At 43.1% G+C, this 14,521-nt stretch carries 7 protein-coding genes; 1 reads left to right on the top strand and 6 read right to left on the bottom strand.

Annotated elements, in window-relative coordinates:
• Positions 1 to 7: 7 nt before the first annotated feature.
• From ACM0OT_RS07545 to ACM0OT_RS07535, 3 genes are all read right to left on the bottom strand, one after another.
• Positions 8 to 1,666, bottom strand: a complete 1,659-nt coding sequence (locus tag ACM0OT_RS07545) for an ABC transporter permease (RefSeq protein WP_414563779.1) — start codon at positions 1,664 to 1,666, stop codon at positions 8 to 10.
• 42 nt (positions 1,667 to 1,708) lie between these two features.
• Complete coding sequence (locus ACM0OT_RS07540) at positions 1,709 to 2,719, bottom strand: iron ABC transporter substrate-binding protein (RefSeq protein WP_414563778.1); 1,011 nt, start codon at positions 2,717 to 2,719, stop codon at positions 1,709 to 1,711.
• Between the two features lie 113 nt (positions 2,720 to 2,832).
• Positions 2,833 to 3,051, bottom strand: coding sequence for a bestrophin family ion channel (locus ACM0OT_RS07535; RefSeq protein ID WP_414563777.1), 219 nt, complete (start codon positions 3,049 to 3,051; stop codon positions 2,833 to 2,835).
• 244 nt (positions 3,052 to 3,295) lie between these two features.
• Here ACM0OT_RS07535 and ACM0OT_RS07530 point away from each other — a divergent pair, with 244 nt between their 5' ends.
• Positions 3,296 to 5,569 carry a PhoD-like phosphatase gene (locus ACM0OT_RS07530; RefSeq protein WP_414563776.1) on the top strand — a complete coding sequence of 758 codons (2,274 nt, stop codon included), beginning with the start codon at positions 3,296 to 3,298 and terminating at the stop codon, positions 5,567 to 5,569.
• A gap of 536 nt (positions 5,570 to 6,105) precedes the next feature.
• On the opposite strand, the gene ACM0OT_RS07525 is transcribed toward ACM0OT_RS07530, so the two are convergent.
• The 3 genes from ACM0OT_RS07525 to mrdA form a co-directional block, all read right to left on the bottom strand.
• A complete protein-coding gene (locus ACM0OT_RS07525; protein WP_414563775.1) occupies positions 6,106 to 11,616 on the bottom strand; it encodes a translocation/assembly module TamB domain-containing protein in 5,511 nt (1,836 codons plus the stop codon).
• A 243-nt stretch (positions 11,617 to 11,859) separates the two neighbouring features.
• Complete coding sequence (locus ACM0OT_RS07520; protein ID WP_414563774.1) at positions 11,860 to 12,183, bottom strand: DUF6464 family protein; 324 nt, start codon at positions 12,181 to 12,183, stop codon at positions 11,860 to 11,862.
• 170 nt (positions 12,184 to 12,353) lie between these two features.
• Positions 12,354 to 14,162, bottom strand: coding sequence for a penicillin-binding protein 2 (gene mrdA, locus ACM0OT_RS07515; protein ID WP_414563773.1), 1,809 nt, complete (start codon positions 14,160 to 14,162; stop codon positions 12,354 to 12,356).
• Positions 14,163 to 14,521 lie beyond the last annotated feature (359 nt).

Below are 14,521 nucleotides of genomic sequence, written 5' to 3'. Positions count from 1 at the left end.
CTTTCTTTCAATCAACCTCCCTTTGCAAGCTGCGGCGTACCTCTGTAACAAGTTCTGGGTAGCCATTTTGAGATAACACTAAGAATATGGAACTCAAAGAAATTACTAGCATGATTAATGCCGCCGCCGCCGCTTGACTATAAGAAACATTTTCAGTTGCTTTCCAAATTTGGGTAGCTAAGGTGTTAAAGCCAATGGGAGCTAATAGCAACGTCACTGGTAATTCCTTAATAGCCCTAAGAAACACTAATGCAGCTCCTCCCAATACTCCTGGAGTCACTAGTGGTAAGGTAATTTCTCTAAAAGTTTGCCCAGGGTTTCTACCCAAACTCCGCGCCGCTTCTTCTAATTGGGGATTGACTTGCAGTAATGAAATCCGCACAGTACCCACTGATTGGGAAATAAATAATATTAAATATGCAAATACCAGCATCGGTAAAGTTTGATATAACCAAGGTAAGTAATTTGCTCCCCAAAATACCAAGGCAAAGGCAACTACAACTCCGGGTAAACCAAAACCAATGTAGCTACAGCGCTCAATGGCTGTAGTGATGCGACTAGGGAACCGCACAGCTAAGATTGCTACTGGTAGGGCGCAGCAAGTGGCTGCCAAAGATGCTAATCCCGCAGCAATGATCGAATTTCCGGCTAATTGTGTCATTTGCGTCCAAGAGAAAATTTGCTGTACTTCTGTGGTGGCTAAACCTCGCACCAACCAAAACAAAGTCACACCAATTGGTAAAAATAAACCCAGGCTAGTGACGGTAAAGCACAACAAGATGGCAGGTAATTTCCAAATACCCAAATGCAGCAATACTGGAGGATGGCAGAATCGATTACCACGACCATAATAAGCAGCCCGCGATCGCGTCTTGTATTCCAACCACAACAACAGCAGCACTAAACCCACTAATATCAAAGCTAGTGCTGCTGCTTGATGACGATCAAATGTGTATCTGTATTGCAAAAAAATTGCCCGCGTAAATGTATCAAACCGCATGACGGAAGTTGTACCAAAATCTTGCAAAGCATTAAGTGCAACTAGTAATCCTCCGGCTACGATTGCTGGGCGTAAAGCAGGTAAGGTGATGCGCCAGAATGTCTCCCTTTGGTTAAAACCTAAACTTCTGGCAGCTTCTTCTATAGCTGGATCAATGCCTTGCAAGCCTGCATGAACACTCAGCAGTAAATATGGATAGGAAAATATAGTCAGACCTAAAATTGCCCCAGTCCAACCATAAATTTCTGGTAAGGCCTCCACTCCCAGAGGTTCTAGCCAAAGTTGCAACAAACTACCCTTAGGGCCAAAAGCCGCAATCAAGGCAAAGCTACCGACATAATCAGGTACAGCTAAAGGTAGTGTTGTCACAATCAGCCAAAATCGCCGCCAAGGTAAATCTGTGCGCGCTGTGAGAAACGCGATTGGTACAGCGATCGCTGTTGCGAGTATGGTGCTAGCTACAGCCAAACCAACACTATTGAGTAAGACTGTCAGTGTCCGGGGACGCAATACCAAAGCCAATAAATGCTCTCCACCGACACCAGCCATCCGCATGACTAAGTAAGTTAAGGGCAGTGTGATTGCTACAGCAATTGTTCCTGCTATAACTACCAGCAAAAATGGTGGATGAGGATTTTTTATGCCTTTCACTTGTATATTAGTCATTGGTCATATCCCCCTCATCGCCCCCACTTCTTCCTGACTGCTCTACAACAAATTGGCATCCTGAATTAACGTCAGTGTTCCCTTGAGATCCGATAAATTGCTTAAATCCAGGTTGGGGGGTTGTAATTGCTCCAGTGGCATTTGTTTTTGTGATACTGAAATACCTTTAACTAAGGGATATTCATAAAAATTTTCGGTGATGAATTTTTGGATTTCTGGTTTGAGCATGTAGGCGACAAACTTTTCCGCATCACTCTTTTGATCGGTTGTCTTGAGTACTGCTAAACCTGCGATGTTAATTAGAGATCCCGCATCACCTTTTGTATGATGTATGGCTACGGGAAAGTTAGGGTTAGTTTTGGTAAATCGATAGAGATAATAGTTATTTACTAATCCCAAGGCAATTTCTCCTCGTCCTAGAGCCTCAACAATGGCGCTGTTTTTGCTATAAGACCTAGCACCATTAGCTTTCATGGCTTTCAACCAATCTAGGGTTTTTTGATTACCTTCCATGAGTCGCATTGCCGTTACAAAGGATAGAAAGGAGCCATTTGTAGGGGCCCAACCAACTTTCCCTCGCCATTTGCGATCGCTCAGTTGCATCACACTTGTGGGGAGTTCGCTAGGTTTGACAAGCTTAGTATTGAAGTCAATCACACGCGCTCTTCCCGAAATACCAACCCATTGTCCGGAAGGGGAACGAAATCGGGTATCAACTTGATTGAGTAATTGGTTAGGGAGAGGTAAAGTGCGTTCTTCTCTGGCTACGGCTCCCAACGAACCGGCATCCTGAGCATAAAACACATCTGCACGGCTATTTTTGCCTTCTTCAATTAAAGCGATCGCTAATTCTGTAGAATCACCATAGCGGACTTCAATATTCATGCCTAAATCTTTTGTGGCTTTTTCCATCAGGGGTTTCATGATTTCTTCATCCCGCCCTGAATAAATTGTTAGTGTTTTCGGATTGGCTGCTACTGAAATTCCTATTCCCCAGCCCAAAAATATAGCAGCAATTACACTAGACATTTGTTGCACTTGACTTGACACCATTAATTAACCTCAAAGTCTAGTTCAGTTCTATGTCCAAGTATGTTGTAGTTTTTTTTGTTAAATTACAAATACATAAAAAATTAACGGATATTTTAGATAAGGTTAGGTTATGCTCAGTAATAATTTTGATTAAGTTCAGGTAAATAAAATATTAAAAAATCAATCTCGAACGTGCCTAAGATTGGTTGGGATACAGATAGTTTACAACTATAAAGTATAGAAACAAAAACACTAAATAACCCACACCCAAGAACGCGTTTATATATTGTTAAGATTACTGACCCTTTTAGCTGAAAAGCTATTTGAAACCATCGTTTTCTTTCGAGTGTCATACAACTAACCTCAAAGAACGTTTAGTGAACAGTTATCTCAACAGAATACATGTGTCAGTCATCAGAATTCAGAATTAAATTCTGTACGACTGGTGGATGAGGGGGCAACATGCAGTCCACGTTGGAGATTGTATAAAAAATTACTAAATTTTGAAAATAAAAAATAGGGAAGTTAGACCTCGGTTTATGGGAAATAAGCCTTGAAAGTATACTTTTATTTATTTAACAGTTTGTGCAGTTGGGAATGAACTATCAATCTGGGGACGAGTACTTACATGACATGCCGCTAATTTTGGCGGGGCCAATCTTACGACATACAGAACCTGAATCAGTTACGGTCTGGCTTGCGCTCAAACAGGCTTGTGAGGTTGAACTCACGGTTTACGACACCACAAATAACGGTACAGTGTTAGGAAATTCTTTATTCCAGGGAAGACGTTCGACCATTGCCCTTGGCAAATCGCTGCACATTGTTGCCGTAACAGCTCGTTCTTTAAATATGTACCGCCTCAGGAGCGATCGCATCTACGCTTACGATCTCCAATTCATTGACCAGACTGACCAAACTCAGCAAACGTTACAGCAAGCCTTATGTTCAAACCGCTTTCCTACAGTCAACATCAGCTATTTTGCCCACCAAAAACCAACGTTTGTCCTACCGCCTAATAATCTCCAAGATTTGCGAATGGTGCATGGTTCCTGTCGCAAACCTCACGGACATGGGTTTGATACACTACCCATTCTCGATTGCCTGATTGAAGAAACTGCCAACCAGCCTCGAAAACGTCCCCATCAACTGTTTTTGACTGGCGACCAAATTTATGGAGATGATGTCGCGGAGCCGCTATTGTGGGTTTCCAGTATGCTTGGTGACGCGTTATTGGGTTGGGAAGAACGGCTACCAGTCACTCAAACAAAGCCTGGAGATGTTGCTTATTACACACCAAAGCAATTACCTCCTGGACATCGAGCTGATGTAGTAACTCACCAAGGTGGCTTCACCGCAGGATTAGACAATAAACGCGCTAAAGTCGCTAGTCATCTTCTGAGTCTGGGTGAGTACTATGCATCTTACTTATTAATTTGGTCTCCAGTGTGCTGGCCAAATGCTTTTCCTCAGGGACGGGAAATGATGAGAACTCGCAAAGCAACTCGCCAGTGGGATCGGCAAGTTCAAAATCTCCGGCAATTTATTCACACTCTTGGGAAAGTCCGCCGTGCCCTGGCAAATATTCCCATGTATAGCATCTTTGATGACCATGATGTTAGTGATGACTGGAACCTCAACCAAGCTTGGTGTTTGCGGGTACTAGGACAACCCTTGGGTCAACGAGCTGTACAAAACGCGCTGTTAGCTTATGCAGTTTCTCAAGCATGGGGCAATACACCTTGGCAATTTGAAGCTGATCAATCCGGTGAAAAACTATTAGTAGCGGCTCATGACTGGTCTGCTTCCCAAGGAACAGATACTGCGGCTTACGAGGCGATCGCTCGTTATGTGGGAATGCCACCCAATAATGCCCACACTGGCTTACCTGAGTTTGTCACAGATGGTTCAGTATTAGTCCTAGATCGACATCCAGAGGCAATTACGTGGCACTATACGGTACGCAGCAATTGCCATGAAGTGATTGTTTTAGATACACGCACATGGCGAGGCTACCCTGCTGAGCAAAAACCCACAGCACCACCAATGCTGTTATGCCCACAAACCTTTGAGCGCCAGCTCTCCCTACCTTTACAACAAGCATCTGGGATTCAAGCCACAATGGTGATTGCACCGACAAATGTGTTTGGTTTAAAAATAATTGATAAAATTCACCATTGGCAGTTACAACGCGATAAAGTGTTTGCCACAGATGTTGGAGATGCGTGGAATATTAACTCCAAAGCATTGGCGAAATTTCTCACAACTTTATTTGAGCAACGCCAAAAAATAGTAGTTCTATCTGGAGATATTCACTACAGTTCAGCTGTTCGTTTATCTTTTGTCAGTACTTCTCCAGATTTTGCCCACCCATCAGTTTTAGTGCAGTTAACTTCTAGTGCAATGAAGAACGAAGAGCCTATTACTCGTATACTGCATACACGACTGAAACACTGGCTCTTGCCCGAAAAGGTACGACATTGGATAGGATGGTTCAATCCACCAGATATGCTAGAACAAAGAGCTAGACAATCCCCCCATCCGCAAATGAAACCAGATTGGAATTGTGAGCTGGAATGGATTCCTCGACAAAACTTTCAGACTCCTAACTTTGGCACTAATGTGTCATGGCTCAGGACTCCTCGACAAACAGCCAAAAACGATAGATGGTCATGGTTACAGCAGCTCATGTTCTGGAAATCTCCTTGGTTTCAAGATGGACGAGAAGTGGTGGGAGTCAATAATTTAGCCTTAGTTCAGTTTGAATTGACAGACACCAGTAATTCTTACAAAGTTATGCAAGATTTATACTGGTTTTCTTCCTGGTATCCTACCCGAATTGTTTATAGCCGCTTCGAGAGCCAACTATAGCTGTTCATGCTTCAGTGCAATACAGTAAGCTTAAAGGGGAATGTCACGAATGGCACTAAGTTAAGCGCAAAGCCCTGATATAACTGGCTTTTGGGTGTAGGTTGTAGGGTGTCGGGTGTGGGAAAATCGGCACTCTCTGGAAAAGTAGTTAAAACGCGGATCGAGGAAGGGTTGGCAAACCCGTGAATTCAATGAACCTCTCCCCAACCCCTCTCCGACGCGGAGAGGGGCAGATATATTTCGCATTTTCAACGAGATAATAGACATTTCAAAGCCTCTAACGCCACTTGCTACAAGTCGGTAAAGCCGCCCAACGCAGTAGCTCCTCCTTGCAGGGGAGAGGAATGGAAGCGGGGTTTTTTAGATCCGTCGAACTCACGTTAAATAAAGTCATAAACTGCATTACCATTAAGATTATTTATAGAAACCACCCATTTGTTCAATTGAAACAGCCCAAATCTGTCGCCTTTCTTGACGATAGTGCGACGTTTTTCTTGTGTTTACCCTGCGAAAATATGTCGTTTCAGATTATTTTCCTAAAATCTGCTTTCATACTCAAAAAGTAACTGATTTTCATCCCCCAAATTAGTTAAACCTCGGAGCAAAATTTGATCATTGAGTCGATAGAGCAGATTGTAACGGAAAGACCCATCACTAGATAAAGGCCGCGATAAAGAGGCAGAGAAATTTCTATTGATATTAAACACACCCTCTGCTGATAAATCAAGAATCGAGGCTGTAGATGATTCACTAGTGATAGGAGTAGGAAATATCCGAAATTCACTGAAACCAATAGCCTGTCCGAATGCAGTGATGGTTCCTTGTAAACCACCTAAAATAGTGGAGCTAGCAAAATTAGTCAGCCCTTGGGTAGCGTCTGTTTGACCAAAGCCACCCAGAATAGAACCACCCAAAAGAGCTACAATTTCTGATTCACTACGCCGAGGTTCACTTGTCAATTCTAAATTGTCACTTAATTCACTAGCTGGGCCGTTGACGTTTGCTTGGACGCGAACAGTACGTAAAGTACCAAAGTTGGTAGCCGGAACATCACTAATTTCAGCAGAAAAAGGTGATTCTAAAATTCGATTACCGATTGCCGATGTTTCGGGTACAATTGCCACCAATCGAATATCTAAGTTAGGGTTAAGTCCTTCACTAGGAGTAAATGTCGCAGTTTGTTCATAGCCCTTCGCCAAGGTAAACTCAGTTGAAAATAAGGCCAGTCGTCCTCCTGTTAAACGAATGACTCCTTCAGGTATGGGTTTGACCAATGTACCATTGATAGTTAAGTCGCCCTTTGCTTGAAAGCTAACTATGGGCTGACTAAACAAGTCTCCTCCCGGTACAGAGTCCAGTAAAGATGCAGTGGTAACATTTACATCGTCGCCCAGGATGATCTGTAAATCTGCAAAACTGATAGGTAAGTTGGATGAACTAGTGGAGCTAGTACTAGCTGCGGCTTGAGTTCCTGTACTACTGCTACTTTCTGTTGTCGCGGCTGGGTTTGAGCCAGCAGTAGCCGATTCTCCAATGATGACGCGACCATCACTCAGCCGAATTTCTCCACCAATTTGCGGTTTGAGTGCTGTTCCGCGAACGACGACATCACCACTAACATCACCTTCATACAATTGTGGCAGTTGCAAATCTAGTTGGTTTGTGATTAATACTGTGAAAGGATTCGATACGCCTGGTTGAGGAGAAAAAACGGGAAGGATTCCTGATGCAGTCACTTGCCCTTGATTATAATTAGCCTGAATACCTGGGACATTTAAAGTATTGCCATTAAATTGCAGTGTCCCTGTGACATCCGTTAAAGGTTCAGACAAAGCTTGAGCGCGCAAAGTAGCATTATTGATTGTGGCATTGCCGTTGATAATTGGCTGATTTAAAGTACCTTGGACGTTGACATCCACTTGACCTTGACCATCTACCCAAGCAACTTGATTATTAGTAAATACGTTTAATAATGCCAAGCCTTCATTATTCACACTGGCATTGATACTAATTTGATTACTATCTGGTTGGGCTGTGGCAAAAGGTAACGGAGCAGGTACGCTACCTGTAATTGCTACTGGTTGGTTTCCTGTTACCAACAAAGTACTGTCAAAATTCAACCGCGCATTATCGTAGTCAAAGTTTGCCTGGGCTGTTTGCACAGGTTGTTGGTTTAAAGTTGCATCTGCTAACGCTATATCTCCCTTAACATTGGGATCTTGTAAACTACCTCCTAAGGTGGCGTTAGCATTTACCTGACCAGTGATATCTACAGGGTATTGTTCTATAAAAGGCTCTAAAAGTGACAGGGGTAAACTTGCTACTTTTAAATTTCCAGACAATTGCTCAGTTCCTAACTGTCCCGAAAAAGCTACTAGTCCTTGATCAATACCAACACGCAATGGTGATAGTGTGACGACATCATTTGCAAAAGTGCCATTAGCAACAACTTCGTTAATAGAATAGTTACCCCATTGCCAGTTATCACCTTGTAAATTAAAATCAGCATTTAACCCAGATTTCAATGAGCCTCTGGCTTGAATTGCTCCACTTAAAGCGCCCATTAATTCTGTCAGTGGGGGTAAAGCCGCTGTTGTTTGTGCCTGTTCTACCTGCTGTTGTCTAGCTATTAATGCTTCTATTTGGGAAAAATACTGTAGCTGTGATATTAAGTCTGCGTTAGGCAAATTAATCGGCACAGTGTCGAGGACGTTTGCTCCAGCCAAATCTGGAGACTCCAACCCTCCACCAAGGTCTTGAAAGTCAAAAATATTAAAGGATTGTAAGAGTTTTTGGATTCTCAGTTGGGCAAAATCAGCTTGCACTTGAAATTGCGGGTCGTTTCCTGTTTGTACATTGCCACTCAAGGCTATGTTACCGTCTCCTATTTGCAGTTGCCCATTGGCCAAGCTGGCAGCACCATCGGCATAATTGATGTTGCCTCGGAATGCGTCTGCTGTAACTCTGCCAACACGAGGTTGAGCGATCGCCACGTCTCCAGCTAAGGCATAATTATTTAAATTAACAGCTAAGTTGCCCGATAGTTTTCCCCCCAGTGGTTGCAATTGATTGTTAGGTAAGAAGCCACTTACAAGGGCAATGGGAAAGTTTTGAGCGTTAACAATTAAGTTATCTCCCTCGGTTCGACCTGTGGCGACTGCTCCGTTAGTGCGGAATAAAAATGAAGTGGGGCGATAATTAGCATTCAAGTTGAGAGCAATTTGATCTTGTGTCCCTGCAAGTTGCAGATTTCCCCCTTGTCCTCCTTGGAAGTTGACGTTGCCAGCTAAAACGGGGTCAAATTCCAAATCAGCAACTTGAAAATTCCGCAGTCGGATATTGCCACTGGCGTTAGGAACTGCTGGAGTGCCTGTAACTTGTCCATTAAAATCAAGTAACCCCGCTAGGGCGATGTCTCCAGGAACATCAAAGCCAGTATTGTTAAGGTTGAAATTCTGGGCTACCACATCTAAATTCAAGCCAGCAATTTCCGGTGTGCCAGTTTCCGGGAATTGAACTGCGATCGCCCCTCTCGCATTCAGTCCTGGGGTAGATGCGTTTTGGACTATAATTTGTTTACCATTCCACTGCACTTGAGCTGTGAGTGGTTGTGCTAGCGGTGCTATCCCTTGGGGAACTCGAATTTTGGCATTGGCTCGAATATCTGGTAAAGCAAAGGATGCTGTTGTGCCAGCTAACTGGACATTACTATTGAGTCTTCCTTGTAGTTGGGGTGCAAAACGGTTGAGTTGAATTTTGTTCAGGTCGGCCAGCACTCGCCAGCGGCCATCATCAAGGTTAATCTGGCTGACGTTAACTTCACCTCCAGCGACACTCAAGTTAGCTTGTCCGGTAGCTTGAATGGTTGAGGGTTGAAAAGCAGTAGTGCTACCTGACAAATTCAACGCCGCATTATTTAAAATTCCTTGGAACTGGGGTGGTATCTGAGCCAAACGGCTTAATTGCAATTTTTGAGCGTTAATCAAAGCTTGCCAGCGTTTTTGTACTACTTGAGCTTTAGCTGTAATTGTCCCACCTGCCACATTTAAAACAGCATTGGAGACAACAATTTTCTGGCCTTGTTGAGTAATTACAGCTTGTCCGCGGATGGGATAAGTCGCCCCTGGTGCTTGTACCCGCGCTACTGTTCGTAAATTATTTAAAGAACCGGAAACTTGAGCATTAGCCGAGATAGTACCAATAGTAATGTTAGATGAAGAGTTATATGCTCTAGCGATCGCATCTCCTGGTAAATTTTGAGCTTGGATATTCAAAGCTACCCGACCTTGGGGTGCTAGTTGCAGTTGACCATTAGCTGTGATTTGCCCTCCCACTTCAGGATTTGCTTGCACTCTGGCAATATTCACATTTAAGGGTGTACCCAAATCACCGGAAACTGTCGCTCTTGCAGATATCCCCCCGATATTAACCGGAGTCGAAACATTGTAACCTTGAGCGATCGCATTTCCTGGTAAATTTTGTGCTTGAATACCTAAAGCTACCCGTCCTTGGGGTGCTAGTTGCAGTTGACCGCTGGCTGTGATTTGTCCTCCTGCTGGCGGTGTCACTTGCACAGTGGAAATATCTAATTTCAAAGGTTGTTGATTCAGGGAACCAGAAACCGTAGCTCTGGCTGAGACATTCCCGACTGCGATCGGTAAACTTACACCGTAGCTTCGTGCTAGTATATCCCCGGAAACGCCATCAACTTGAGCATTAAATAATACTTTGCCCCCTACAATAGCTTGGCCGCCGCCTGTAATTTGACCACCTGCGGCTGGGACTAATTTCAAATTGGCAACGACAAATTTCGATGCAGTTTTATCTACATTCAAGCGGAAGTCAGTATTTACAGTTTGAAATAACAGGCGGTCAACTTGAATTGGTTTTGTATTATTTACTGTACCGCTGACGATTGGCTGTTGGATTGCCCCTTGCACCCGCACATCTGCTTTAACTTCCCCAGTCGCTGGGACTGACGATTTTACTTTTAATGTATCTAAGATATTTTTCGCACTAACTGGTTTAATCTGAGCAGAGACGTTAAAACCTGTTTGGTTACTAATTGTGCCATTAGCTGCGATCGGAACTTTACCAAAATTTGTATTCAGATTTTCTAAAGCAACTGTCTGACCTTGAAATAAAAATCTGCCATTAAAATTAGAAATTGGCTGGGGAATATTTTGAATTTTGGCAGTGACTTGATTCGCGGTAGCTGTTCCTGTAACTTCTGTTTTTGACAGATTGGGTGGAATCTCAGCAGCTAAGTCAGCATTTAAGCGCCCTGCTTGCAAAGCAATTGGCAAATCAATTAATCGACTAATATTAGATGCTGGAAAATTTTGTGCTGCAACCTTGAGGTTAGTTTGTTGGGTTTTTAGTTGGGTTTCGCCAACAATTTTAACTGTACCTCCCCTGGTGGGTTGAGCATTGATATCGTAACTAATTTTTTGATTATCAGATGAAAATCGGGCAATACCACCGAATTGATCTAATACTACTGAACCTTTTGGTTTTGTTGGTGCGGCAAATGGCATTAATTCTACATCGCCATTTTGAATCCGCAGTGTTTGCAATTGAGTTTGAATAAAACCTTTTCCTTCTCCAGATTTAACATTAGCTGTTACCCAACGACCATCTTTATCTTGTTGAATATAGACATTGGGCTGAACTAACGTGACATCTAATACCAGCTTTCTAGTGAAAAGGACTTGCAAAGGCGAGAATTGTACATCTAATGCTTTTGCTGTTACTTGGTCTGCATCTGTCGGAGTTGCTGGTATTGCTAAAGAGCTAAATCTCAGACCAGATAGGGAAAAACTCTCGACTTGCCCAACTTTCACTGGACGACTTAGTAAGTCCTCAAGGTTTTTCTCTACTAATGGTGCTAAATCTTTATATACGTAGTTTCTAGCCCACCAAGCACTGATTGCAATTCCAATGAGCAAAACGACACCTAAAGCCAGACTGGTACGCCCTAAGAGTAGAAGCAACAGACGACGATTGGATGATTCCTGATCGTTACCGGGATTTGGAGAATTCGTCATTGTTGATACCATTGATGCAATCGAGTAACAGATTATTGTTTACTCGAAAACAACATAGTTGTTTACACTCAGATCTAAAAACTTTTTTAAGGTGATTATGAATTCATCCTTTCAAAGGATGACCATTTTGTCTAGTGGTGTAGCCCACATTCCGCACCTTTAACTGTCACAATCTGTCTTATTGGTATATGACCACCAATTTGAAAGCTTGAATCCTACTAAAATCGTTATTGGTGCAATATTTTAAATTTTTTCACTAGCAGCTAATTCTCTGGGTTCATAGTGACGACAGCCTTGACAAGGGCCACTGGGGTTAACCGCACAGCGCATGTAGCCAGATCGAGCATTAAATTGACAACTGATGTCACCAATCAGGTAACCTACTCCTTCTAAATAATAGCGATCGCCTTCAACTGGGCCAATATTTTGCCGACCGCGCACTCCTGTATAATTTATAGGTGCTTGCCTGATCCGTGGGCGTGTTCTTGTCTGGGTTTTACGCATTACCCACAGGGAAAATAAAGATGGTAACAAACCAACGGTAATCACGAAAAGTGTTTTCAGCACCTTTTTTTACCTCTTTTATGCGCTGACTGCTCTTTTTTGATGTTACACCTCATTTTTTCCCAAAGTGCAATGACTAGGGCAGTTTGGCTTGATTGTTTAACCTCGCATCTGTTTCATTTTTTTCTGGAAGTGGTATGAGCGCAGCATACATTCCCAGTCCCCAGTCTCCATTATTCTGGCTTTTGATACTTACCTGGATATTTGTGTTGAAAATAGTCTTCCATAATTTCTAAAATCATCGGGCCGGCAAGACTACCACCACCACCACCAGAATGTTCAGCAAAAGCGACAATGAGAATTTCTGGTTGATCTACTGGGGCATAAGCACCAAACCATGCATGATTTTTTTTCACCCCTCGCTTCCATGCTTCAGCTGTACCAGTTTTACCCGCTACTGGGGGAAGTGTCGGCTTATTTAAAACTTTACCAGTACCGTCAGTGATCACCTTCTTCAGCCCATCGCGGATAATTTTGAGTGTTGTCGGCTTCATATTCACAGGTTCTCGCCAACTTCTAGCTTCTTCGTTATCTTTAAGTAAATGCGGTTGGACTCGATAACCGCCATTAGCTGGCACAGCAAACATCACCGCAACTTGCAACGGTGTAGCCAGTAAAGCGCCTTGACCAATTGACATATTAATGCTGTCTCCTACAGTCCAAGGCATTTTCCAAGCCTTGCGCTTCCATGCTTCATCTGGTACTAAACCTCTTGATTCTTCTGAGGCAAATTCAAAGCCGGTTTTTTGACCAAAGCCAAACTTACGAGTCCATTCAATTAAAGTAGGGCCACCAACTCCCCTGGCAATTTGATAAAAGAAAGTATCACTACTCCATTGCATTGCGCCGACAAAACCCAATGGGCCAAATCCAGCGTGGTTCCATTCACCAAAGCGAGTGCCACCAATGGTTAAAGAACCATAGGTTTGTAGCACTGTATTGGGAGAAAATTTGCCCGATTCTAGCCCGGCGGCTGTAGTGACAATCTTGAAAGTACTGGCGGGTGGAAAAGCGCTGAGGGCACGATTAACTAGTGGATGGTCTGCACCTTGAACAGTTTCCCAATCTTTTTGGGTGAGTTTTTGCTTGGAGAAAATGTTGGGATCAAAGGCTGGGTGAGACACCATTGCCAAGATGGCACCATTTTTGGGGTCAAGTGCCACAATTGCACCATCACGCGCACCCAAAGCTTTTTCTGCTGCCATTTGGATATTTAAATCAATAGTTAAATTAAGATCAGTACCTGGCTTTGCCTGTTTCTCTCCTAAAACGCGAATGGGACGACCCGCACCGTCCACTTCTACTTGTTGACCACCCCATTCTCCTCTGAGTGTGTCTTCATAAGCCTTTTCGGCCCCCATTTGACCAATCACATCTCCCAAGCGATAGCCTTCCTGACGCTTCTCTTTTAATTGTTCAGCAGTTAATTCCCTTGTATAACCCAGTACATGGGCTAATTCTCTGCCTTGGGGATAATAGCGAACTGCTTCGGTATGTATTTCTACATCTGTAAGTTCATGTTCATATTCCTTCAAGGCTGTGATTTGGGCTTCATCTAAGTCACGAGCAATGCGAATTAGTGAAGAAGAGTTAGGGCCTGCTTCTTCTAATTTTTTGGCTACTTCTTCTTTGGGAATTTCCAGAATTTTTTCCAACCGCGCACCCACAATCGGCCATCCTGGCTTGGTGTGGGACATGGGCCACAAGTATACAGAACGAGGGTAGCGCGTACTAGCTAAAAGTTTGCCATTGCGATCAAAAATATTTCCCCTTTCTGGTTGTTTGGGAATTACGCGAATGCGGTTAGCTTCTGCTCGTTGACGATGGTTTGCACCTTCGACAATTTGCAGGTGTGCTAAACGAACACCTATGCCCGTGGTCATTAATAACGTAAAGGCAATTAAAAATACGGGCTGGAAATTTTTGCCGACTGTGCGTGTACTTTTTTTTTCACCCAGTGGGGATGGTTGCAATAAAGCCATAAGATTAATAAAACTTCTCTACTAGGATTACTATGTATTCAATTATGCTAAGTAGTTACCGGATGGAATGCTCAACAGATACTTTCAATCAACTTTTATACTGCATAATTTATTTAGTCTCCAGTCCTAGTGATCGATTTATGGGTCTTAACTCCTGACTTTCTGGAAAAAAGCTGCTCATACTTGCCTAGATGCCTGATATCTGTAAGTTTTACCGGGAATTGTGTTAGTTGCCATGAAAAAAGTATCCTTTTGCACAATTGTTGTGGGCGGATACAATGAACCAAAGAGTACTATATAGTCAACTTTTAAGACTAGATTAACCGACAATATCACCTTAGATCACGGCATTCTACTGA

This window comes from Anabaena sp. CCY 9613 (assembly GCF_963920895.1).
GTDB lineage: Bacteria > Cyanobacteriota > Cyanobacteriia > Cyanobacteriales > Nostocaceae > Cyanocohniella.
This window is presented reverse-complemented; position numbering and strand designations above follow the sequence as displayed.